Here is a 22,236-nt window from a genome sequence, read left to right on the forward strand (position 1 = left end):
AGTGTTGGACTATGCTCGGCTGAATGCAAGGCGACGAAATCGCGCTCGTACAACGGCAATGGGCCGGACGCGGTTCGCAGTGGTTCCGGTTCATGGGTCATTGGGTCGTCTCTCGATCTATCGCCAGCCTCATTCGTCTGCGCAACCGAGCAGCCGCACGATCAGAAGCCGACATCGCCGGTCCCTTTCAGCTCCAGCGTGGCGCGCGCCTCGTCCGGCGTCGCCAGCTCCAATCCGAGTCCTGTGAGGATCGAGCGGGCTAGTCTCACCTGCTCCGCGCTGGAGCTGGCGAGCTTGCCGGGCCCTGCCCAAAGGCTATCCTCGAGGCCCACGCGGATATTGCCGCCCATCGCGGCCGCCATGGCGCCTACCCGCATCTGCGCCGCGCCAGCGCCGAGCACCGACCAGACATAGTCGTTGCCGAACAGCCGATCGGCGGTGCGGCGCATCGTGGCGACGTCCTCGTAATGCGCGCCGATCCCGCCGAGCAGGCCAAAGACGGATTGGATGAAGAATGGCGGCCGGACGAGACCGCGGTCGACGAAGTGCTTGAGATTGTAGAGGTGGCCAAGATCGTAGCACTCGAACTCAAATCGCGTGCGGCCGGGCGCACACAGCGAGAGAACCTCCTCGATCTCGGCGAAGGTGTTGCGGAAAACGAGGTTACGTGAAGACTCCAGGTGCTGGCGCTCCCATTGATGGGTGAAATTGTGATAGCGATCGAGCATCGGGAAGAGGCCGAAGTTGAAGGAGCCCATGTTGAGCGAGGCGAGTTCAGGCCGGAAATGACGGGCGGGCTCCACGCGTTCGGCAACCGTCATAAATGGACTACCGCCTGTCGTTATGTTGATCACGGCGCGGGACCGGCGGCTCAACTCTGGGACAATCTTCTGAAACCCTTCGACCGATTGGTCCGGCTGACCGGTCTTCGGGTTACGCGCGTGCACATGCAGGATGGCAGCACCCGCTTCCGCGGCGCGTACCCCCTCTTCGATAATCTCTTCCGGCGTCACTGGAAGATGTTCTGACATTGAGGGCGTGTGGATCGCGCCGGTCAGCGCGCAGGTGAGAATGACCTTGCCGGTCTTGGCCATCGAAAATCTCCAGAGAAAATCGGTGATGTAAGGGGCAGCACCCTGGTGGCGAGGACACCGTTAAGCTGCCTTGCCTGCCCTTTGATGAAGCTGTTTTTTTGCGGCTCAGCTCCCGAAGCGCGGCTCCGGGATGCCCTTGACGCTTAGCCCCGTGATTGCAAACAGGGCACCGCGCTGCTGGCCGTCATCGGGGAAGCGTGGCAAGGGTGGCTTCGCCATGGACGTCACGTATAGAATGTCGAGGTTGGGACCGCCGAACATCACGCTCGTGACCTTGCGCACCGGCATCTCAATAATGCGGTCAACGCTGCCGTCCGGCGCGTAACGCACGAGCTTACCATCGTAGACGAGCGCCTGCCATAGGAAGCCTTCTGCATCGACGGTAGCGCCGTCCGCGGCACCGCCGTTCGAACGATCCACTGTCGCGAAACGGCGCCGCTTCGTCGCAGCACCGGTCTCGATTTCATAGTCGTAGGCCCAGATCTCTCCCGTCCAGGTGTCGGCGAAATAGAAGGTCCGGTCGTCCGGGCTCCAGCACGGGCCATTGGAGACGATGATCTTCTCATCCAAGACGTGGAGCGAGAGATCGGGATCGAGCCGATAGAGACGGCCGGAGGCCTCGTCTTCCAGCGTATCCATGGAGCCAAATAGGAAACGTCCGCGGCGATCGACTTTACCGTCATTCAGGCGATTGCGCGGCAAATGTGTCTCGGGTGTCGCGATCGGCGTCAGGACGCCACTCTCCAGATCGAGATCATGCACGCCCGATTGGAGCGCAACGAGCGCGTGCATACCGTCGCGCCGCAGCGCCATCGAGCCGATCTTCGCCCCGACATCCCAGGCGCGAAGCTCGCGTCCATCTGCGGTCGCGCGAAAAACGCGGCCATCAATGCTGTCTAGCCAGTACAGACGCTGCTGCTCGACGTCCCAAAGCGGGCCTTCGCCAAGCGTCGTCTTCAGATCCGCTACGATCTCGATCTGCAAGTCACCCCCCCGTTCTTACGGTTCATAAATATTCCACGTTCCCGTCAATGCTGATCGCCTGGCCGGTCACGTTGCGTCCACCTGGCGAACAGAGGAATAGGGCCATCGCCGCAACGTCTTCGGCCGTCACCATGCGACGCAGTGAGATCTTCTTGAGGTATTCTTGGCGCATCGTGTCATAACTGGTACCTAGCTGCTCGGCGCGCGCGCGGATCACGCCTTCGATGCGCGGACCCTCGACGATGCCCGGCAAAAGCGCGTTTACGCGGATGTCCTCGGGACCGAGTTCGGCGGCGAGCGATTTGACGAGCCCGACAATGGCCCATTTCGTTGCGGCATAGGGGGTACGCCAAGCATAGCCGAGCCGGCCGGCAACGGAGGCCATGCAGAGGACTTGCCCATGGCGCGATTGGCGGAGCATTGGTACTGCGTGAGAGGCGAAGCGGTACTGCGCGTTGAGGTTGATATCAATTGTTTGCTGCCAGTCAGATTCTGCAATAGCGTCGATTCCGCCGGTCGGTCCTGCAATGCCCGCATTGTTGATAAGCACATCGAGACCGCTCCAACGCGCAGCCTGCGCGCGAAATAGGGTGGCTACCGCCTCGCGATCTGACACGTCGGCCTTGGTGGCAAGCACCTGTGGATGCTGATCGCGGAAGTCTGCAAGCGCATCCTCGTTGATGTCGCAGATATGCACGTGCGCACCCGCCTCAACGAAGGCACGGGCAAGTGCGGCGCCAATGCCGGACGCGCCCGCCGAGATCAGGACGCGCAGCTCGGGATAAGGCACAAGACGCTGCAACACGCTCATGTTGATATATCTTTGCGCCTGCGCCTTGGAGCAGCAACGGAACGCTCCTTGGCCGCTTTGTCCAGAAGGCGAGACAGGCAATTGGCCGCCTGCATGATGTCGTCGGTCACGGCCGCGCGGGCGGCGGGGGTGTCGCGGTCCAGCAGAGCATCGAGGATCCGGCGGTGCGCGTCCATGGAACGCTGCAGGTGGGCAGCGTCGGGCGCCACGAGTACGAAGCAGGGACCAATGAGCAGCCAAAAATTCTCGACGGCACCGAGAATCATCGGCGCCTGCGCGATCTGGTAGATCCGCCGGTGAAAAGCGAAGTTCATCCACAGATAAGCGGACCCATCCACTGCGTCAGCGGCTACCTGAAGGCGACCGTAGAGCTGCGTGACCTCTGCATCGTCGACGCGCGTCATGCGCGAGGCTGCGCGCTCAGCCAGCAGCCCCTCCAGCGCCACCCGCGCATCGCGCACATCCCGCAGCTGCGGCTCGGATAGCTGGCCCACGCTGAACCGCGCCGTACCGCTGAATTCGAAGGCCCCTTCGGCCTGCAGGCGGCGGAGCGCCTCGTCCACCGGCATCGGGCTCGAGCCCAGCGCCTCGGCAAGGCCGCGGATTGTCAGCCTCTGGCCCGGCGCAAAACGGCCGGCCATCAGACCATCTCTCAAATGCCGGTAAACCTGATCCTTCACCGCCTCCTGGGCGACCGACGGCGATGGCGGCAAAGTAATAACGTTGTGCAATTTCAAGGCCCCTTTGGATATGTGATCACATAAGAAGCGTCAAGAGTCGCCTCGATGGGTGGTCTATCTGGCTCACCGAAATTCCGAGCCGCGCGGTGTGGGCAGCGGGCCCGGTGTTGTCGAACGGCTCGGCTTGAGCTTGACGATTCAGAGCGCCGAGAGCCTGCAGCAGCAATGAGCCTCGGACCGAAGGCAATAGGGTTAGAGGTTTCACGCATCAAGCAGTTCGTTCGATGACAGCTGTAGGATTTCGACCGCGTGCAGGCCGTCCACCAGGGCCCGGTACTGCGGTCGCGCCGCGACCGTGGCGGCAACGAGTTTCTTTCCCGGGCCAATTTCGCCGGCGCGGATCAGCAGCACGCCCTTCCAGAACGTTGGCTCGGGGTCAGCTCCGATCAGTGCCTGAGCGTCCGTGAGCGTACGCAGTGCCTCCGCAAGCTGCGGACCTGTCGCTACCGCAGCGCGCGAGAGCAGCCCGGGTGTGAAGACAGACGCACCGAAGATCGTGTGTGCCTGACAGAGCTTAGCGAGCCTTCGCAATTCGACGAGCGGGGCCGGATGGTCGTCGACTCGCACATCGATGCCCCGGTTGCTCCAAAGCGCTGGACCGGCGTCGGCCGACACCACAAGGAGCGCGGCCGACATCCGGCCACGGGCGTCACCGCCGGCGGCCTCACCTGCATCCATGGCCGCCAGCATACGGTCGACGAGTGGGCCGGCAGTGTTCTCGTACGCTGCGAGCATGGCAGAAACGACGTCGTCGCTGGCGAGCATATTTCCCAGCACCACAACGTTATTGGCCTGAAGTTGAGCACGATACGGAACGCAGCGATCGCCAGTAAACATGGCTTTGCCGCCGGCGGCATCGAGGAAGGCGACCTGGCGCAGTTCTCGGTCGGCGTCCTTTGCGAGCAGACTCGCGAGCGCCGACTCCGCCGATGCGCCTGAAGCCATGAGGTCTAGCCCATTCGGCCCGTACGCTGGATCGACGAAGGACTGGGTCGCAACTGCACCAACGCCGGCTCGCGCAAACGTCACAACGCGCCCGAGTGCAAAATAATGCGACTGGCTTGCCACACCCAACTGGCCGGTGATTGCGTCTCTGGCGACGATCGAGCACGTCATGTTCAGACCTCAACATGTTTGAGGTGCGCCTTGATCGCCGCGATCAAAGTCGGCGGATCTTCCAGCATCGGCAAATGACCGATGCCTGGCAGGAGAACGTGTGGAGCATGCAGCATGGCTGCCATTTCGGCGCCGGCCGCGGGAGGGCAGGTAAGGTCGAACTCGCCGGTCAGAACCGTCACAGGACAGCTTACGCTAGCAACCTGGGCCCTGATATCTGCCGCGCAGGCGGCCCGCCACACCCGACGGATGTCGTCCTTGCCGTTGGGATTGCGCAATGCCATGGTCTTGGCCACCACCTCGGCGGATGCGTATGGACCGAGGGCGTATTTCGGCAGGACGAGCTCAAACATCTCGGTGACGGTGTGATGCTCAAGGGTGGATAGCACCGCCGCATTGTCGGGATCCTTCGAGTAGAGCTGGCTGCCTACCGCAACAGCCGAGATGACCCGATCCGGCTCGGCGGCTGCGAGATAGACCGAGATCGCCCCGCCGAGCGAACCGCCGATGGCGTGAAAGCGACCGACGCCCGCCCGGTCGACGGCGTCGATGCAGTCCTGCGCCCACCTTGCAAGGTCGTAGTGCTCGGCCGGTGGCGAGTCACCGAATCCACGCATGTCAGGGACAATCGCGAACCGGTCAGCGAACGCCGGTACGATCTCGGCCCACGCCGCACCCCGGAGATTGATGGGATGCACGAACAGAAGCGGCGACCTGCTCGCGTCCATCTCGCCATGGTAAGAGACGGCAATCGTACCGACCGGTCGTTTGATAGTAAGCCGCCTCATAAATTCTCCTCCACGGGCACGACGTCCCAAACGACCGCAAGGACGCTCAAATGCGGCTCGTTCGTCGATTCCAACGAACGCTCGAGCATGTGCCCATCCGCCTTCTCGCGCGCGCGGCGGGCACATGGAACAGCAGCTTCCGCTGGAAAATCTGTTCTGATCTCCTTGCAGACAGGCTGGTTGCCTGGGCTATGGCTTTTGGTCGTCCGTGACCGAGAAGCTCTTGCCAAAACTGGGCGGCAGATAGCCGACGCCGCGCGAGGCATAGCTATCGCCGAACGGCTGCCGGACCTTATCTTTTGGCGCCATCTCCGAGCAGTGGAAGTGCCAGATCTTCCACTCCGGCTTTCCGTCTCCGTCATTACGCACGTAGATCTCCGTGCTGCGCAGGTACTGTTCCGGTTTCTCGACGGTCTCGAAGTTGCCTTCGCAAAGCAGGTAAGCCATGTCTCCGTGCACATCCAGACGCCAGATGTGCATGACCGCGGGTTTCGATCGCGGCGTGTCCTTGAACCACTCCCAGAAGGCGGTAAGCTCTTCCCGCCCGAAGTACGGATCACCGCTCAGGTTGAAATTCAAGAATGCGGTCCCACTCGGGAAGCAGGTTCGCATCAAGGGGATATCCCACTTGTAATTGGCGACCCACCAGTTGCGGTGCGCTTTCAAAATGGCTGCTCGGTCCTCATCTACAGTCGGCATGGATGCTCCTAGTGGTGTGATCGTGAAATTGGTCGCCGAGGATCCCCTTAGATTGGCGACCTCATCGACCTCTGGTCCAACGACCAGGGCAGATTTTCGTTTGTTACTGGATGTGCTCCCGAAGCCATGGTCGTCTCCAGACGCCCTGGACAGCAGTTCTGAGCGGCTCAGCTGAGCGGGCGCGGCGCCAAGCGCGAGATGGCGAGCCCACAGCCAGACCCAAATCGAGACGATGATGCCGCTCCTCGTGTTCGCAGGACGTCAATCACGCCAAGGCAGCACGGGCATAGCTCGCGAAGCACCGCCACCAACTCGGTGGACTTGTTGATCCAATCGACCCCGCGACACAGCGCGTCGCGCACCCGCATCAAACTTGAACCGAGTGCCACAACGAGCAGCGCGAAGCGGTGGCCGTGTTGGGCGACCAATAGCCAGCCGTGGGCTGGCGCGACAATGCGACTCACTCGATTTCCTCCACTTTAGATATGTGATCACAAATCAAAATAAGCGTCAAGCATGTCGGGAAGAGGCGCTTAACCTGGCGCGTGGACGCCTGCCCTCCGCTAGGTCATTTCAACAGCCTTGTTACGGGGCTCGGGTACGCCTGCCCCATCGCGGCGGTCGTCCAGTCCAGTAACAATCGGCTTCAGCTCAGGAGGGTTCAACGAAGCGACATAGCGATCATCCGCAACATCGCCATAGACCGTCGTACGTTGGCGCGGCAGGCGTGCCATGTCGCGGATAAGCTCTTCCACTTGCTTCGGAGGCATTTCGTGGCCGTGCTGGGCACCGGCTGAACGCGAGATCGTTTCATCCATCAACGTGCCGCCGAGATCGTTCACGCCGGCATCAAGGCAGGCGCGGATGCCGTTTTCCCCAAGCTTCACCCACGACGCCTGGATGTTGGAGATCATGCCGTGGAATACGAGCCGTCCGATCGCATGCATGAGAACGACCTCGCGAAACGTCGGTCCCTTGCGCGAGCGCCCCTTCAAATAGATCGGTGCTTCCATATGGACGAACGGCAATGGGACAAATTCAGTGAAGCCGCCGGTGTCGGCCTGAAGATTTCTGATGTGCAAGAGATGCTTCGCCCAATGCTCGTAACGATCAACATGGCCGAACATGATGGTTGCGGTGCTGCGCAATCCGGCTCGATGCGCCGCTCCCATGATCTCCAGCCACTGCGCCGTGTTGATCTTGTCGGGACACAGAATAGCGCGGACCTCGTCATCCAGGATTTCCGCGGCTGTCCCGGGCAATGTGCCAAGACCGACTTCCTTCAACTTGCGAAGAAATTCATCGACCGAAATCCGGAGCGTCTTCGCACCCTGGAATACCTCGAGCGGCGAAAAGGCATGGACATGCATCTCGGGCGTGAACTGCTTTACCGTCCGGCAAATCTCAAGGTACTTCGCGCCGGTATAAGACGGATGGATCCCACCCTGCATGCAAACTTCGGTCGCGCCGCGCTCCCAAGCTTCGCGCGCGCGACGCCCGATCTCGTCCATCGAAATATCGTAGGGCCGCCCTCGGAGATTCTCCGCGAGTTTGCCCTTGGAAAACGCACAGAACTGGCACCTGAAGTAGCAGATATTGGTGTAATTGATGTTGCGGTTGACGACATAGCTGACGGTATCGCCGTTGACGTCGCGGCGCAGCTCGTCGGCGGCGCGGCACACGGCTGTGAAATCGCGCTCCTCGGCCTCGAACAGGGAAACTATCTCTGCTTCGTCAAGTTGTGTCCCCGATTGAGCCCTTGTGACAATTCTCCCAACGGGGCTGATGATGGCAGGCATCTTAATTTCTTCATACAGGATCGCAAGGTCGCCGGCAGGCGGGTCGCACCTCGCCCCCGGGCACCACTCGTCCAAACGTGGCCAGCCGTTTCCATCGATGAGCCGCAGCAAGGTTTGCTGCAGCGATCTGTCAGACCAGCGTGCATATTGACGCGCATAGGAAGGATAAACTGCGAGACGCTCGACGAGCTTCTTGCCGCATGCGGCGGTGGCCTCCGCAAGACGTGCGAGATGCGGCCAAGGCGCCTCGGGATTGACATGGTCCGGCGTGACTGGGGAAACGCCGCCCCAGTCATTGATGCCAGCGGCTACGATCATGTCGAGTACGCCCGGGCTGAGATTGGGCGGAGCCTGGATGTTCATATCGGGCCGGAACAGCAATCGCGCCAATGCAATGGTCCAGAGATGCTCTTCAAGCGCCGGCGCCGGCGCATGTCTCATCCGGGTATTCGGCTTCGGCTTGAAGTTCTGGATAATGATCTCTTGAATATGCCCGTAGCGTTCGTCCAGATTGCGCAATGCCAACAGCGACGAGATGCGCTCAAGCGGCGTCTCGCCGATACCGACAAGCAATCCAGTCGTAAAAGGCACAGCAAGCTGGCCGGCGAGTTCAATCGTCCACAGCCGCCTTGCCGGATCTTTGTCGGGCGAACCGAAATGCGGTCCTCCAGGCTCGCACAGCCGCGCGGATGCACTTTCGAGCATAATTCCTTGCGAGATGGAAACCGTCCGCAAGGCTGCGATATCATCGGCTTCCATCAAGCCCGGATTGAGATGGGGCAGCAGGCCCGTCTCGCGGAAAACGACTTGTGCAGCTTTTTTGAGATAAGCGAGCGTCGTTGCAAAGCCCATCTCGTGCAGCTCGTTCGCCGCATGGCGGTACCGCAGCTCAGGCTTGTCGCCCAGCGTAAACAGCGCCTCTTTGCATCCAGCGTCACGACCGGCTTGCGCGATCGCGAGCACCTCATCGATGGTGAGGTAGGCGCGTTGCCCTTTGCGAGGCGCATGGGCGAATGTGCAGTAATGGCAGACATCCCGGCATAGCTGCGTAAGCGGAATGAAGACTTTTCGCGAATAGGAGATTTTTCTGCCGTGGAGCTCATCCCGCGTACTTGCCGCCATCCTCATCATATCGGAATGAGATACATCACGGACGAGGGACAAGACCTCGGAGGCCGAAATATCGCTTCGCCTAAGCGAATCCTGAAGCATCCGATTTGTCATCGTCAGAACTCCTCATGCTCCGCTATGCACGGCGGAGCTCCCATCACTTTGCGCAACTGACCTCGAACTCACTTCTGATTGCCGCATCAACGATCGAGCGACCGCTTTGTCCAGCACCTCCGCCGCGTCGCCTTTCCGCCAAATTGATCGAACGTAGATAGCAATCCGTCGCGGTGGAAGTGTTCAGGTCAAGAAACTCAAACAGATCGCCGGGACGATCCAGATCAAGCCCAATCCTTGCATTGCGGGACACGATGGGCTTAATGCCAATGCGGTTTGCAGCGGCGATGTGGCGGGCAAAGCTATTAGGGCCGAAACATGGTGCGAATAAGCCTGCCAAGCTTGACGCAAGCGCGTTTGTGCCACCATCGCGCGTCGCCCGCACGAGGACGGCGCGACCGCGCCCCGCAGCGTCCAAGAGAGCTGAAACATCCTCGCTCAAGATTGCTGGCACATCGCTCGGCAGAGCGATGACAAGCCGGCCTCCACGGTTTTCGACCTCAGCGAGCCCCGCCGTTATTGCCTCGTTCGTTCCGTTCGCGCCGGCGTCATCAATGACCACAGCACCTAAATGGGCTGCTTCTCGTGCTACATCGTCTGCGCCGGTGACGACAGCGACTTTCTTCGATCTCGGCGCGCTGCATGCCGCCTTAAGAACATCGGCCAGCATCGTTCGTGCCAATGTGGCGCGCTCGGACGTGGTCAAAAATGGTGAGAGCCGCTGCTTTGCGCACAAGAATGTCTTCGCCGGGACAATCACCCATGCATCCGGACTGGTCACGGTGCGCCTCCGCTCGAGGGTCGTCTTTCCTGCCGGTTGCGCTTTGTTCGAAGGCTCTCGCCGAAGACAAGCGCATGCTCCGCGAGGGTGATTTTTGATTGCAAGTCTGTCATCAGCGTAGGTGCTACATGCACATCGATCCCCAGGTCGGCAGCCCCTGCGGCATCCGTCGTATCTATGACCAAGCCATCGATCAGCCCGGCGTAATGTCTCGAAATCTCTCCATTTGTCGCCTGCAGGCCGAGTTCGTCCATTATCTTTCGCGTCGGCCCCTTGATTGCCTGGCCGCCGATAATTGGGGAAATGGCGATGACAGGAACACGGGCCGCGCGCAACTTTTCAGTTGCTCCTGGAACAGCCAGGATCGGATCAATGCTGAGATAGGGGTTGGAGGGACCTACGATGATGAGGCCGAGATCCTCAGCATCGAGTGACTGAAGCACCTCCTCTGTCATACGGGCGCTTTCCGCACCTCTGAACCGGATCTGCTTGACAGCTGGCTCGCAGCGACGCCCAACAAAATAGCGCTGGAATTCGAGTTCACCTTCCGTACTTACAACGATTGTGGAAAGCTTGTCGTTGGTTATCGGCAGCACGTTTGAACGAATGCCGAATCGACGTGCAACATCGATCGCAATGGCCGTGAGACTCTCACCGCTTAACCGGCGGCGGGTCCGCTCCACATGCATTGCCATGTCGCGATCGCCGAGCAAGAACCACGTCTCGCCCCCAATTTCCTTCAAAGCCTCCATGAAGTTCCAACTCTCATCGGAGCGACCCCAACCACGTCGCGGGTCGCTCAAACCACCGAGCGTATAAAGAACTGTATCCAGGTCAGGGGAGATATTGAGCCCGAGATGCTCGAAATCGTCGGCGACATTGACGATGACGGTCAGACGTTCTCCAAGGACGTGCTGCAAACCGAGGGCAAGCTTTGCCCCTCCGACGCCCCCGCAGAGCGCCACCACACGGCCTTCCTGAGACAGATGATGCGACCGTCCGTTCATCTGAACAGATCCTGTTCTTTCGGACGCACAAGAGCCGATGCAGCGTTGATCCGCGCAGGAGACGAGAATCCGCGGACGTGGACGACGGGTTGGCCTTCGGCGGCCTGCCCCATCAAAAGCGAGGCAGCAGCTGCCAGTTCATCTGCCACGGCGATCTCCGTCACCTGCATTGGCCGTCCAAACAGATCGGGCTTGCCGATTATGCTCTGAAGCGCAGGCAGCCCAGCAGTTCCGAGCGCCACGCCAACGACACCGTTGCGCCAAGGACGGCCGAAGCTATCGTTCACGAGAACTCCGACATTTACACCGAAATGTCGATCGAGCCCGGCCTTCAGACGTTCGCAACTGTCATCGGGGTTTTCTGGCAGCAACAACACGCGATGGCCGCGATCCTGCTCGATATTGGATTCATCAATTCCCGCATTCGCCATCACGAACCCAAGGCGGTGGGCAACGATCATCACATTCTGCCTTGAGCGGATGATCTCGCTTGATTCCGAGAGCACCACCTCGATGTGTCGGGGATCTTTGCCGACCGTTTTTGCAAGTTCCAAGGCCCGGTCGGAAGGGCTCACGTCATCAAGATAGACGTATCTATTTTCTGCCTTCGAGACGATTTTCTGTGCAACGACAAAGACATCACCTGAGGCGACGGCGATTTCTGCCCGGGTAACGCCATCCGCAATGATACGAACCAGATCGTCGTCCGGCCCCACGCGAGGGATCCCGGGAAGGGCAGTATAAGTGATGCTCCTAGTCATCGGTCTTCCTTCCTTCTCGGCTGCCCATTTCCGGAACTTGTTTTTTATTCTGGCACATGAGCATCTCGCCTTGAAATCGATGTCTACCGACGGTGCCTACTGCGAACGCGTACTATATCTCATCTACTTCTCTCCCTAGACAGCCTCTAGGTGACAAACCGCCCAGATAAGCTGTCGATGCTATCGTCCTGCAGGAGTGCTTACGAACTCTTTGCGCGCGCTTGCACCGTCGGCCCCTGCCGAGTTGCAAACCTACGCTGCGCTCCGGGCGGTCTAGCCTCGAAGCGCCGCAGGAGAAATCGATCGCTTCACGACGGTGCGCATTGCGAAGCTGGATTGCAGTCTCGCCACACCTGGCAGCCGCGACAGGTGTTGCCTATGGATACGTTCGTAGTCCTCCATGTCACGTGCTAGCACTTCAAGCCGATAATCGTCCGTACCAGACATGAGGTGGCACGAGACGACGTCGGGGCACTTCTGGATTTCAGTCTCGAAAACCGTAAGAGCATCCTCGCTTTGGCGATTAAGCGTGATGTGAACGATCACCGTCAGCGGAAAGCCAAGCGAAGTTGCATCGATGTCGGCTGAGTAACCTCTGATGATGCCGGCTTTCTCCAATTGCAGCACGCGTCTTGCGCAGGAGGTCGCTGAGAGGCCGACCCGTTCGGACAGCGCCAACTGGCTTTTTCGGGCATCCTGAATGAGTTCACGCAAGATTTTACGGTCGAGAGGATCGAGGGCTGTGAGCATCGTGGCGAACGCCCATGTCGTTGTTCCGTTCACGTCAGGCCGGAAATCGAGATTCCGGCGCCCTTCACTTTGTATTTGCGGTTAATCGCGATCAGGACAGAGGTAAGAGCCTCGGCTGCGGCCGAGTTCGCAAGCGCACCGCCATCGATGCCGCGATTGCTCACAGCATCCGCCAGCAGCATCACCTCCTTGCGAGCATCGGGGTCATCGCTGAACACGAGGACGTCGCAGTCCGCCTTGCCTCCGGCATGAAGCTTCTGCGAGCCGACATTGTGGAAGGCGCCGACAACCCGCGAGCTCGGATCAAGCAGCGATTTCGCGATCAGAGCTGCCGAACCGGCACTCGGGAGTTGAACGACAGACACCTTTGGCGGCACGAGCGGCACGACCGCAGTGACGACGATCTTGCTCTTGGCAGCATCCTTGATCTCGGCGAGGCTTGCTTCATAATTGGAGAAAGGCACGGCAACGACGACAATGTCGCTCTTCGCAGCGGCGGCAGGATTAGTATCTCCGCTGATATTGCCGAACCCTTCCGACCTCAGCAGCGAGACGGCATCCTGAGCGCGCTCAATTGAGCGCGATCCAAGAATAACGGAGTATCCGGCGCGACTCCAGCTGCGGGCAAGGCCAGATCCGAGATCGCCGGTGCCGCCGACGATTGACAAAATAAGACGGGTAGCGTTCGACATATGGATTACACCTTCTTTGCTTGCGGCATGACGTCTTCCGCGAAAATCTGCTTTGCTCGACTGTGGCGATATCACACCGGTACTCAACGGGTGAGTGGCTGCCACACCTTCACGCGCACAGGCGGTTCAAAACGGGATCGCCGGCAGGTCCATGATATCGAGTCCCTCCTGGGCAAAAGGATTTCAATGCTAGCCGCCCTCAAGATATGGAAAGAAGTTGAGCTCGGCACCGTCTTTGACTTCGGCGGACAAGGGCACCACCATGTCGCCAATCGACGCCAGCCAGACCTCGTGCTCAGCGCTCAAGGAGTCGATTACGTTGATGACCGTCGTTCCGTCAGGCAGGTCAAGCTGAATGGATCCAACTCCGTCGGGCAAGAACCGGCGGAGATTTCCATGCATATTGACCTCGACGCGGATCATGACTGTTGCACTCGTAAAGCCGCGGCAATCTTTTCAGCTGTCATGGGCAGCGAATTCGGCCAACAGCCCGTCGCCGCTGCGATCGCATTGCCGATTGCCGCCGGAGGCTCGATGCAGGGTGGCTCGCCGACCCCTTTGGCGCCGTAAGGACCAGCAGCCGAGCGGCATTCGACGATGATGCTCTCGATCTCCGGGACATCCATCGCTGTTGGCATCTTGTAGTCGGTCAGGTTCGCATTCATGACACGACCATCCTGATAAACAATCTCTTCCGACAGCGCCTGGCCGATACCTTGTGCCACTCCGCCCTCGATTTGGCCCTCGATATAGGTTGGGTTGATCGCATAGCCTACGTCCTGCGCCACCACATAACGGTTGATAGTCACCTTTCCGGTCGCTTGATCGACCGACAGGTCGACGGCATGCGCGTGATAGCTTGGAGTATTCCAGACCGGGAGCGGATGATTCTGAACGCGCGTTGGGTCATAGGGCGGCGCGGGCGAAATGGCCGTGCCATGCGCGATGAGTCCACCGCCTGCAAGACGCGAGATCCGCGCCAGTTCCGCAATCGAAATCGACTTGTTGCCGGCAATTACATGCTTGTCTTGCAGACTCATACCCTCAATCGGCGCATCGAGCTGCTTGGCCGCAAGTTCAAACATCTGACGCCGTAACTCGGCGGCGGCCGCAAGGCACGCATTTCCGACCGAAAACGCAGTACGGCTCCCCTGAGCGCCGTAGTCAAATGGCGCGGCTTGGGTGTCCACACCAGTCGCATTGACGTCGGTGAGATCAAGCGACAGCTCCTCGGCCAAGATTTGCGCGGCTCCGGTGATGGCGCCCGTGCCGATTTCGACGGCGCCGCTCACCAGGGTGGCTGTTCCGTCCGGGTTGATCTTTACGTAGACACCGGACGAACCACCCGTCGTCATCCACCAGCTGCAAGCAATGCCCTTGCCGCGTCCCGGCTCCGGCTTGCGATCGTGCCAGCCGATCGCATTCGCCGCCTTGCGCAGGCATTCCTCGATGCTCACCGACTTGTGGATTTCGCCAGAAGGACCTGGGTCGCCTTCCTTAACGACGTTCCGCAGGCGAATTTCGAGAGGATCCAATCCGAGATCCTTCGCGATCATGTCCATCTGGCATTCCATGGCGAAGTTTGCCATCGGGCCAGCAGGGGCGCGGAAAGAGCCCGAATGAACCTTGTTCGTGTAGACGGCGATGCCTTCCAGCTCGAGCGCGCCGGTTTTGTAAGGACCTGCCATCACTTGGAGCGAGATTGCAGCTGTGCCCGGCCCCGAGCCCGCATAGGCGCCGCAATCCACGATGATCTTGCCGCTTCGCGCCAAGAGGTGCCCGTCCTTGTCGACACCCGTCTTAACCAGAACAACGGAGGCCTGCCGGGGCAGCGCGGCTGTAAGCTCTTCCTCGCTCGTCGACATAACCTTGATCGGGCGCGCGGTCTTTCGCGCCAAAAGAGCGGCAAAGTGCTCGACGCCGATTCTGAGCTTGCCGCCGAACCCGCCGCCGATACCAGGCACGGTGACGCGGACGCGCGCGGATGGGAGATCTAGGATTTCGGCCAACGTATTTTGGGTATCGAACGGCAATTGCGTGTTACACCATACCGTCACGTTACCATTTGCGTCCCAGTCGGCGGTCGCGACGCGGGGCTCGGTGTATCCGGGATGCTGCAAAGCCGTTGTGAACCGATGCTCGTAGACCTTGTAAGATTTTGCGAACGCCGCCTCGACATCACCGACACGGATACGCGCTTGGCCTGCGATATTGCCGCTTCTCGCAATGATCGGGAGCGCTTTGTAGGTTTCCCAATTTGGATGGATGCGGATATTGCTATTGAGAGCCTCTTCCGGGTCGAACAGCGTCGGCAAATTTTCGTATTCGACCTCAATGGCCTCGAGCGCACGCTCGGCAATCTCGAGCGAAGTCGCGGCAACGGCTGCAATCGCATGTCCCACAAACAGAACGCGATCGACTGCGAACACGGTCGTGTCGCGTACGGCCGTCCCGTAACGAATCGCCGGTATGTCGGCCGACGTGATGATACCCCGCACGCCATGAATTGATGCAGCTCGTGAGGTATCGATCTTTTTGATGAGCGCGTGCGCTCGAGGACTGCGTAGAACCTTGCCATAGAGCATGCCAGGCAGCTTGAAGTCCGCGGCATAAACGTGCTTTCCCGTGACTTTGCCGACGCCATCGAGGCGGGGGAGTCGACGACCGGCGACGCTATGATTCTGTGCGTTCATTGGCTGCCTCCCGAGATTGCCATGCGTTCTGCCGCGGTGGCCACCGCGTCGATGATCTTGCTGTAGCCCGTACAACGGCACAGGGTGCCAGCGATTGCTTCCCTGATTTCGTCCCGCGAGGGCCGACTGCCGGGATTTTCATCGAGGAACGACTTTGCAGTCAGAATCATTCCGGGAATGCAATAGCCGCACTGCACGGCACCGCACTCGATGAATGTCTGCTGCAGCGGATGCAGATGCTCGGGATCGCCGATGCCTTCGATTGTGGTGATCGAGCATCCCTCGACCTGGCCCGCGAGCAGGATGCAGGAATTTACTGCCTTTCCGTCAAGCAGTACCGTACAGACGCCGCACTCGGCTTCGAGGCAGTTCTCCTTGGTCCCCATCATGCCGATCTCGTTTCGCAAAACCTGTAGCAGGGTCCAATGGGGCTCGATGAGCACCTGGTGGCTTTCGCCGTTGACAACAATGTTGAGGATCTTCCGGTTCATCGGCGTTCTTCCCCAGTTCGCTCAAAACAAGCCGTTAGCGCGCGCTCGACCATGATCGAAACAAGCCGGCGGCGATAGTCGGCCGAGGCGCGGACGTCAGAGATAGGCGCACACTCTTCGGCAGCGAGCTTTCCGGCCTCGGCAAAGCTGGTTTGGTCGGCAAGCTGGCCCTCCAGATAGGCCTCGGCCGCTTTCGCCCGGAACACCTTCGGGGCGGCGGCGCCGATAGCCAATCGAACTGAAGCGCAGCGCGAGCCGCCGGCCTCGAGCGTCAAACAGGCAGCGACACAAACGACGGAAATCTCCATCGCTCGCCGGCGTCCTTCCTTCACGAAGGCAGTCGCGGACCTGGCGGGAAGTTTGGCAAGTCGGATGCTGGTCACGATCTCCACCGGCAACAGACTGGTTTTTCCCGGGCCAACGATGAAGTCCTGCAAGGGAACAGAGCGGCTTCCGTTCGGGCCTGTGATGTCGAGCACGGCATCGAGCGCGAGCAAAACGGGCACAAAGTCGGCGGCCGGCGATGCGTTAACGATATTGCCGCCGATGGTTGCAATGTTCTGGACCTGACGTCCGCCAATCACGCTCGCGGCCTCGATGAGCGCCCGAAGGCTGCCCGCAAACGCAGGGTGCGTTTCGATAGTGTGGTACTTGGTCAATGCGCCGAGCGTGAACTCGTCTGACGTCTCGGCGATACCCGACAAGCCCGGCAGGCAAGCGACATCGATCAAATGCGAGGGATCGATTTTCTTGCGATTGATTTGGATCACTATGTCACTCCCACCGGCAATAAAGCGTGCTGTCGGAAACAACCGTTGAGCAAGATCGACGGCTTCAGTGACCGTCGCAGGCCGATGAAAATCAAAGCTCATGGCTTGGCCCCTTCTGCCACTTGCACTGCGGGCCACACCTCGCGCCCCATTTTGGCGATCGTGTCCTCAATTGAACCTCCGTCTGCGGCAAAAGGCATGATGATTATGCCGTCGACGCCGGCCTGACGCAGTTCGATCACACGCGCAGTTACTTCTTGGACGTTGCCGGCGAGAGTGAAGGCGTTGACGTGGCGATCGGTTACGTGGGGCAACAGAGGAAGATAGGGCGCCACCCCAGACGCGTAGTGCGCCCCCTGAACGGAAGCGACTAGGTCGTCCGGCAATGTGAGGCCCTGCTGTTCAGCTGTCACAAATTTAAGGCGACCCGCGCCGAGCAACCTCGCAACGGTCGGACGCAGAGCATCACGGGCAGCCTGGCCATCCGAGGCAATACAAGCATTAAGTCGGACGATCAGTTTGACGGATTTGGGATCACGGCCTGCTTTTCTGGCGCCATCATCCAATGTCGCACGAAATGCCTTTACTTCCGCCGCGTTGCCGCCTGCCTCCATGAGCGCGCCATCAGCGACGGCGCCCGCGGTCCGCTGACCGAGCGGCCCGTTGCTCCCCACATAGATGGGAATATTCGCCCGGATCGGGTCGAAGTTCAGCTTGCCTTCCTTAAACTGGATGACCTCTCCCTCGTACGTAACGGTCTCGCCACGCAGTAGCCTGCGAATGACCTCGATCGCCTCGCTTATGGCACGCGCGGGCTTTTTGCGATCGATGCCAAGCTCCGCGAAGCCCGATATGCCCGCGCCGATACCGAGGATCGCGCGCTTGTCGGAAATTTCGTCAAGTGTCGCGATTGCCATGGCGGTCAAGGCCGGGTGCCTTGCATAGGGGTCGGTTACACAAGGTCCGAGCCTCACTCGGGACGTGTTTTGAGCAAAATAGCTCAGGCAGGAATAGACCTCCCGATAGAACCGTTCATCGGCAAGCCAGACCGTATCGTAGCCGCTCGCCTCGGCGAGCTTCACGCGATCAAGCATTTTGACCATAGGTGCGTTGCCGAGGATTAGCAGATCGATCGTCATTATTTGGGTTTCCTGTTGGCGCTTACGTCATGGGTGAGGCAGATCTCAACCGATCGATAAAGTCATTCAATTTCGTCGGTGACGAAATAGATGTTCTTCGAGCGATCGAGAAACTTGCCATAAAGCTCCTCGCGCAACTTCACGCCGGCCGGCGAGGCCAGGTCCTTGTCGTGCTGCTCGAGGCTTTTCACCTCGATCCGCTCGACATATTGCCAGCCTGAATTTTCGGCACCCTGGATGGGAGGCCGAATGCGGTGCACCTTGTAGCTCACGAAGTTCTCGAGGCTACGGACGAGAGCGTAGTCGCGTTCGCGTACCCACGTCTCGTATTCGGCCGGATCGACTCCGGCCTTGAGCGTGCTAATCAAGAAGCGGACTGGCATGTGACTTCCTCCTTGTTGGATTTCCTAATACGTGTTGATCGAATGTCTCCTACGATCTTGACCCGAACGCGCATTGCATTTCCGGGCAAATAGGCGATCGGCGTGTCCTCTGCCTCGATTAATGCGAGCGATTCGGAGTCCGCGCCGGCCTCCACTGCACGAGCCTCTGCGAGCTTGCGCGCCGATGCGATCGCTTCGCTACGAGTCACACCCTGAAACACCTGATCGACTTCGCCACTCACCTGAGCGATTGCCGCACCCACTGCGTTGGCGCAACCGCCATGCTGAACGCGCACAACACGTCCGACACCCTGCAATTCTTCAGGGACGAGAAACGCTCCGCCACCGACGGCGATGAGGGTGACGTCGCCGGCGCTGGTCTTCATGCGATCGACATTCTCTTCGAGCATCTCCTTGCAGCGGCGCAACACATTACGCACCTGATCAGCACTGATGTGCGCGAGGCGCTTGCGATCTCCAAGGTCGATCAATCCGGCGGCGACGCCGATGTCGGTCGCGGTCAACCTGTTGCCACCGAACACAAGCGCCTCGTCGGACAAGCGGTAGCCGACGCTGAGGGGACCGATTGCGCCCGAGTTGAGGTCGACATGGCTGCCACCGCCAAGCCCGATGGAGACGAGATCTGGCATTCGAAATAGCGTTCTGACCCCACCGACGTGCACGACTGCGTTGGCTTCGCGTGGGAAGCCCTGGCGCAAATGGCCGAAATCTGCCGTCGTACCGCCGACGTCGACCACCACCGCTTCCTTCAAGCCGGAGAGATAGGCGGCGCCCCGCATCGAGTTGGTCGCACCGGAGGCAAAGCTGAACACAGGGTACTCGGCAGCACGGGCGGCTTCCGCCACCGTGCCATCGTTTTGCGTCACGAAGAGAGGCGCCGACAGTCCCACCTCCGACTTCGCCTGTTCAAAAGCGTGGATTGTCTCTTCTGCCAGGGCAATGAGAGACGCATTCAGAATCGCCGCATTCTCGCGCTCAAGCAGCCCAATCCCGCCGAGAAGATGCGCGCAGGTCACTGACACATCCGGGATTTCCTCGTGCATGATCGCGGCGATCGCCATTTCGTCAGAGGGATCAAGAGGAGAGAACAGCGCATTGACCACGACATATTTCAGGCCGAGATCGCGGATCTCGCGGGCGATCTGTCTCGCGGCCGCAACATCGAGCGGCGCGAACCTACGCCCGTCGTAATCGTGACCTCCTTCGATCTGCCAGACCCCACCGTTGGCAAGTTCAGCCAGGTCGGAGGGCCAGTCGGTGAAGGGCGGCAAAGCACTCGTGGCAGGAAGGGCAATGCGGATGACCGCAACCTTCGTGAGATTCCGACGCTGCACGACCGCATTGATGAAGTGCGTCGTGCCGATCATCAAGGCATCGACACCCGCGCCAAGGTCCACGGCGGTATCGAGTGCTTCGATCGCCGCGGCGACGCCGCTGGTGACGTCGGGAGTGGTAGCGACTTTCACGCCCTGCACGACCTTCCCGTCGGCGATCAGTACGGCATCCGTGTTGGTGCCACCCACATCAATTCCTATGCGTTTCATGAGCGAAATACCGACTTAAAATCGATGTCATAACCGAAGGCACGGGGCCCGACATGATCGAGGCCGCGCGGCGAAAGGAAGACCGGAGAGGCTGGAAGCGCGATCACCGTCACGCGCTGCCCGTAACGAATGGTTTCCGTTCCGATCGCTTCGCCGGATTCACTATCGAGAACGCAAATGAGGTCGGGTGTTGACACGATGGGCTGCCCATAGCACCACACGACGATCCACTCGTTCTGGAAGTCGACCTGCACCTGCGCACCTTGATCGCCACCAAGCCCCTCGATGACCGTGCGGCCGCGCAAAAAGCCCTCCGTTGTTCGTCGCTCCACCTCGACGACTTTGCCAAAGAAGAGCTGCTTGCCGGATTCGGCTTTTAGAATAGCCGCGATCGCATCGAGATGCTTCCGATTGGCCTCGGCAACAGCCCGTCCGAGGTTGATCGCCTTTGATGTTGTGCGGGGAATTCCCCACGCCTTGACTTCCGCGCCAGTGCGCGGGGCCTTGCAGGTCGCAACGATGGAACCGAATTCAGTGCAAAGCTTACGACTAACGCGCTCCATCCATTTCCAGGATGCAGTCTTGCCAACGATGGCCTCGTTGCCGCGCGGGTCTATCGAGGTCAGCGGATAAGGCGCGAGATTACCGACAGCAAAGCTGGTCATCTGCGCTTCAGGGTATGCCCGCCCCATCGCGTCCGCGTCCACAACCGGAATTCCGAGATGGACGGCAGCAAGCAAGGACTGCATCCCGTTGCCACCGCCGATCTCAACCGGCATCACGGCTTTGAATTTGCGGCCAATATGTTCCTCCATTGCCGAAACGGCACGAGCGATCAGGCGGCTGTCGACCAACCTCTCCTGGAAGACAAGCGGCGCCCCCATGACAGAGACAACCGCAATCGGATCGCCATCATCCAACTCATCCGGATCAATCAGATCGATCCGCACGCCATCATTATAGAAACGACGCAAACTCAATAGAGCATGATACGGACTCCCCCCGCCCCCGGTTCCGAGGATCCAGGCCCCTACCGAGAGAGCTTCGATATCCTCTGCACTCAATTGCCTCATGTATGCCTCCAACCCCAAACGCCTGGGGCGATAAACGACTGGTAGCTCAAGCAGCGGCGTGGCCACCGCCTCGGGACGGATGCGCGCGCTGCGCCAGGAACGAATCTCCAAAGCGGTGCGCAATCCGCTGGGCCGCGGTGGTAAGTAGCGTGATGATGCGACTCCTCTCCTCGTCGCTCACGTGCGAGGCGGGATAGGAAATACAGAAGCCCACCGTCTCGCCGATCTCAGGATCGGCCACGCTAACGGAGATGGAGCCAACACCTGGGATAGCTTCATCGACCGCCTCGGCCCAGCCGAACCGACGCGGCTCGCCGAGGGCAGCCAGCAACTCGTCGACGCTTTGCGGTGAACGCGGGGAAGGCGGAATGATGCCCGCCGCGTGAAAAGATCGAACAGCATCGTCTGAGAGGCGAGACAACAGACTGCGCCCGATTGCAGTCGCAAAAGCCGGCGCACGCTGCCCGAGCGGCGTAAACACACACAAGGCGTGAGAGCCCTGATACATGCGGATGACCAAGACGTCGGCGCCATCAAGGATCGAGACGTAACCGGTATGGCCGGTTTGTCGACTGATCTCCCTTACGGCCTCATCGACCGCATCAATCAATGAAGAGTTCAGCTTGTACAGCCGGGAAATCTCGAAAAGCAGGTTTCCGACCTTGTACCGCGGCGGGTTTTCCGAGCGCGACAACAGCCCCTCCTTCAGCATCGCCTTTAGAAGCCTAGATGCTGAACTTTTAGGCAAACTCAGTAGCTGCGACACATCAGTCACCGATACTTCAAGCCTGCTCGGGCTAAAAAGCCTCAGCACTTCAGCGGCATTTTCTAGTGTGCTCAATTGTTAATCGCCATGTTTCATTAGTTGAAACTGAG

General features: G+C 59.9%; 22 protein-coding genes. All 22 read right to left on the minus strand.

Annotated elements, in window-relative coordinates; translation table 11 throughout:
* Positions 1-161: 161 nt before the first annotated feature.
* A complete protein-coding gene (gene kce / locus CQ12_RS15070) occupies positions 162-1,094 on the minus strand; it encodes a 3,5-dioxohexanoate:acetyl-CoA acetone transferase (RefSeq protein WP_057836086.1) in 933 nt (310 codons plus the stop codon).
* A 105-nt stretch (positions 1,095-1,199) separates the two neighbouring features.
* Positions 1,200-2,078: an SMP-30/gluconolactonase/LRE family protein gene (locus tag CQ12_RS15075; protein ID WP_057836087.1), complete on the minus strand. Its 879-nt coding sequence runs from the start codon at positions 2,076-2,078 to the stop codon at positions 1,200-1,202.
* A 22-nt stretch (positions 2,079-2,100) separates the two neighbouring features.
* Positions 2,101-2,889 carry an SDR family oxidoreductase gene (locus CQ12_RS15080; protein ID WP_057836088.1) on the minus strand — a complete coding sequence of 263 codons (789 nt, stop codon included), beginning with the start codon at positions 2,887-2,889 and terminating at the stop codon, positions 2,101-2,103.
* Positions 2,886-3,620 (minus strand): GntR family transcriptional regulator, encoded by a 735-nt coding sequence (locus CQ12_RS15085; RefSeq protein ID WP_057836110.1) that lies wholly within the window; start codon positions 3,618-3,620, stop codon positions 2,886-2,888. The genes CQ12_RS15080 and CQ12_RS15085 overlap by 4 nt, the downstream gene beginning before the upstream one ends.
* Positions 3,621-3,830: 210 nt before the next feature.
* Entirely contained in the window at positions 3,831-4,745 is a 915-nt protein-coding gene (locus CQ12_RS15090; RefSeq protein WP_057836089.1) for a DUF1028 domain-containing protein, read from the minus strand.
* A 2-nt stretch (positions 4,746-4,747) separates the two neighbouring features.
* Entirely contained in the window at positions 4,748-5,533 is a 786-nt protein-coding gene (locus CQ12_RS15095; RefSeq protein WP_198164159.1) for an alpha/beta fold hydrolase, read from the minus strand.
* A gap of 189 nt (positions 5,534-5,722) precedes the next feature.
* The gene (locus CQ12_RS15100; protein WP_057836091.1) at positions 5,723-6,232 is read right to left on the minus strand and encodes a YybH family protein; all 510 of its coding nucleotides are present in this window, start codon (positions 6,230-6,232) and stop codon (positions 5,723-5,725) included.
* Positions 6,233-6,795: 563 nt separating this feature from the next.
* Positions 6,796-9,255 (minus strand): 5-amino-6-(D-ribitylamino)uracil--L-tyrosine 4-hydroxyphenyl transferase CofH, encoded by a 2,460-nt coding sequence (gene cofH / locus CQ12_RS15105; protein ID WP_083519292.1) that lies wholly within the window; start codon positions 9,253-9,255, stop codon positions 6,796-6,798.
* A gap of 43 nt (positions 9,256-9,298) precedes the next feature.
* A complete protein-coding gene (gene cofC / locus CQ12_RS15110; RefSeq protein WP_083519293.1) occupies positions 9,299-10,036 on the minus strand; it encodes a 2-phospho-L-lactate guanylyltransferase in 738 nt (245 codons plus the stop codon).
* Entirely contained in the window at positions 10,033-11,043 is a 1,011-nt protein-coding gene (gene cofD, locus CQ12_RS15115) for a 2-phospho-L-lactate transferase (RefSeq protein WP_057836092.1), read from the minus strand. The genes cofC and cofD overlap by 4 nt, the downstream gene beginning before the upstream one ends.
* Complete coding sequence (cofE, locus tag CQ12_RS15120; protein ID WP_057836093.1) at positions 11,040-11,804, minus strand: coenzyme F420-0:L-glutamate ligase; 765 nt, start codon at positions 11,802-11,804, stop codon at positions 11,040-11,042. Before cofE ends, cofD begins: the two co-directional genes overlap by 4 nt.
* A gap of 273 nt (positions 11,805-12,077) precedes the next feature.
* A complete protein-coding gene (locus tag CQ12_RS15125) occupies positions 12,078-12,554 on the minus strand; it encodes an Lrp/AsnC family transcriptional regulator (RefSeq protein WP_057836111.1) in 477 nt (158 codons plus the stop codon).
* Between the two features lie 29 nt (positions 12,555-12,583).
* Positions 12,584-13,246: an NADPH-dependent F420 reductase gene (npdG, locus tag CQ12_RS15130; RefSeq protein WP_057836094.1), complete on the minus strand. Its 663-nt coding sequence runs from the start codon at positions 13,244-13,246 to the stop codon at positions 12,584-12,586.
* A 189-nt stretch (positions 13,247-13,435) separates the two neighbouring features.
* Positions 13,436-13,669: a MoaD/ThiS family protein gene (locus CQ12_RS15135; protein WP_057836095.1), complete on the minus strand. Its 234-nt coding sequence runs from the start codon at positions 13,667-13,669 to the stop codon at positions 13,436-13,438.
* Positions 13,666-15,939, minus strand: coding sequence for a xanthine dehydrogenase family protein molybdopterin-binding subunit (locus CQ12_RS15140; protein ID WP_057836096.1), 2,274 nt, complete (start codon positions 15,937-15,939; stop codon positions 13,666-13,668). Before CQ12_RS15140 ends, CQ12_RS15135 begins: the two co-directional genes overlap by 4 nt.
* Positions 15,936-16,430, minus strand: coding sequence for a (2Fe-2S)-binding protein (locus tag CQ12_RS15145; protein ID WP_057836097.1), 495 nt, complete (start codon positions 16,428-16,430; stop codon positions 15,936-15,938). The genes CQ12_RS15140 and CQ12_RS15145 overlap by 4 nt, the downstream gene beginning before the upstream one ends.
* A complete protein-coding gene (locus CQ12_RS15150) occupies positions 16,427-17,302 on the minus strand; it encodes an FAD binding domain-containing protein (protein ID WP_063799744.1) in 876 nt (291 codons plus the stop codon). The genes CQ12_RS15145 and CQ12_RS15150 overlap by 4 nt, the downstream gene beginning before the upstream one ends.
* Positions 17,299-18,339, minus strand: coding sequence for an LLM class flavin-dependent oxidoreductase (locus tag CQ12_RS15155; RefSeq protein WP_057836099.1), 1,041 nt, complete (start codon positions 18,337-18,339; stop codon positions 17,299-17,301). Before CQ12_RS15155 ends, CQ12_RS15150 begins: the two co-directional genes overlap by 4 nt.
* Positions 18,340-18,401: 62 nt before the next feature.
* Positions 18,402-18,722, minus strand: a complete 321-nt coding sequence (locus CQ12_RS15160) for a hypothetical protein (protein ID WP_057836100.1) — start codon at positions 18,720-18,722, stop codon at positions 18,402-18,404.
* Positions 18,704-20,287 carry a hydantoinase/oxoprolinase N-terminal domain-containing protein gene (locus CQ12_RS15165; RefSeq protein WP_057836101.1) on the minus strand — a complete coding sequence of 528 codons (1,584 nt, stop codon included), beginning with the start codon at positions 20,285-20,287 and terminating at the stop codon, positions 18,704-18,706. The genes CQ12_RS15160 and CQ12_RS15165 overlap by 19 nt, the downstream gene beginning before the upstream one ends.
* Positions 20,284-21,360, minus strand: a complete 1,077-nt coding sequence (locus tag CQ12_RS15170) for an S-methyl thiohydantoin desulfurase family protein (protein WP_057836112.1) — start codon at positions 21,358-21,360, stop codon at positions 20,284-20,286. Before CQ12_RS15170 ends, CQ12_RS15165 begins: the two co-directional genes overlap by 4 nt.
* A gap of 46 nt (positions 21,361-21,406) precedes the next feature.
* Entirely contained in the window at positions 21,407-22,201 is a 795-nt protein-coding gene (locus CQ12_RS15175) for an IclR family transcriptional regulator (RefSeq protein ID WP_063799745.1), read from the minus strand.
* Positions 22,202-22,236 lie beyond the last annotated feature (35 nt).

The sequence above is a fragment of the Bradyrhizobium jicamae genome, from assembly GCF_001440395.1.
In the GTDB taxonomy this organism is placed as follows: Bacteria; Pseudomonadota; Alphaproteobacteria; order Rhizobiales; family Xanthobacteraceae; genus Bradyrhizobium; species Bradyrhizobium jicamae.

What these genes read in the sequence shown, in the direction of transcription:
- kce (WP_057836086.1), bottom strand. Translation starts at nt 1,094, where the DNA reads ATGGCCAAGACCGGCAAGGTCATTCTCACCTGCGCGCTGACCGGCGCG.
- CQ12_RS15080 (WP_057836088.1), bottom strand. Translation starts at nt 2,889, where the DNA reads ATGAGCGTGTTGCAGCGTCTTGTGCCTTATCCCGAGCTGCGCGTCCTG.
- CQ12_RS15090 (WP_057836089.1), bottom strand. Translation starts at nt 4,745, where the DNA reads ATGACGTGCTCGATCGTCGCCAGAGACGCAATCACCGGCCAGTTGGGT.
- CQ12_RS15095 (WP_198164159.1), bottom strand. Translation starts at nt 5,533, where the DNA reads ATGAGGCGGCTTACTATCAAACGACCGGTCGGTACGATTGCCGTCTCT.
- CQ12_RS15100 (WP_057836091.1), bottom strand. Translation starts at nt 6,232, where the DNA reads ATGCCGACTGTAGATGAGGACCGAGCAGCCATTTTGAAAGCGCACCGC.
- cofH (WP_083519292.1), bottom strand. Translation starts at nt 9,255, where the DNA reads ATGACAAATCGGATGCTTCAGGATTCGCTTAGGCGAAGCGATATTTCG.
- cofD (WP_057836092.1), bottom strand. Translation starts at nt 11,043, where the DNA reads ATGAACGGACGGTCGCATCATCTGTCTCAGGAAGGCCGTGTGGTGGCG.
- cofE (WP_057836093.1), bottom strand. Translation starts at nt 11,804, where the DNA reads ATGACTAGGAGCATCACTTATACTGCCCTTCCCGGGATCCCTCGCGTG.
- CQ12_RS15125 (WP_057836111.1), bottom strand. Translation starts at nt 12,554, where the DNA reads ATGCTCACAGCCCTCGATCCTCTCGACCGTAAAATCTTGCGTGAACTC.
- npdG (WP_057836094.1), bottom strand. Translation starts at nt 13,246, where the DNA reads ATGTCGAACGCTACCCGTCTTATTTTGTCAATCGTCGGCGGCACCGGC.
- CQ12_RS15135 (WP_057836095.1), bottom strand. Translation starts at nt 13,669, where the DNA reads ATGATCCGCGTCGAGGTCAATATGCATGGAAATCTCCGCCGGTTCTTG.
- CQ12_RS15140 (WP_057836096.1), bottom strand. Translation starts at nt 15,939, where the DNA reads ATGAACGCACAGAATCATAGCGTCGCCGGTCGTCGACTCCCCCGCCTC.
- CQ12_RS15145 (WP_057836097.1), bottom strand. Translation starts at nt 16,430, where the DNA reads ATGAACCGGAAGATCCTCAACATTGTTGTCAACGGCGAAAGCCACCAG.
- CQ12_RS15150 (WP_063799744.1), bottom strand. Translation starts at nt 17,302, where the DNA reads ATGAGCTTTGATTTTCATCGGCCTGCGACGGTCACTGAAGCCGTCGAT.
- CQ12_RS15155 (WP_057836099.1), bottom strand. Translation starts at nt 18,339, where the DNA reads ATGACGATCGATCTGCTAATCCTCGGCAACGCACCTATGGTCAAAATG.
- CQ12_RS15160 (WP_057836100.1), bottom strand. Translation starts at nt 18,722, where the DNA reads ATGCCAGTCCGCTTCTTGATTAGCACGCTCAAGGCCGGAGTCGATCCG.
- CQ12_RS15165 (WP_057836101.1), bottom strand. Translation starts at nt 20,287, where the DNA reads ATGAAACGCATAGGAATTGATGTGGGTGGCACCAACACGGATGCCGTA.
- CQ12_RS15170 (WP_057836112.1), bottom strand. Translation starts at nt 21,360, where the DNA reads ATGAGGCAATTGAGTGCAGAGGATATCGAAGCTCTCTCGGTAGGGGCC.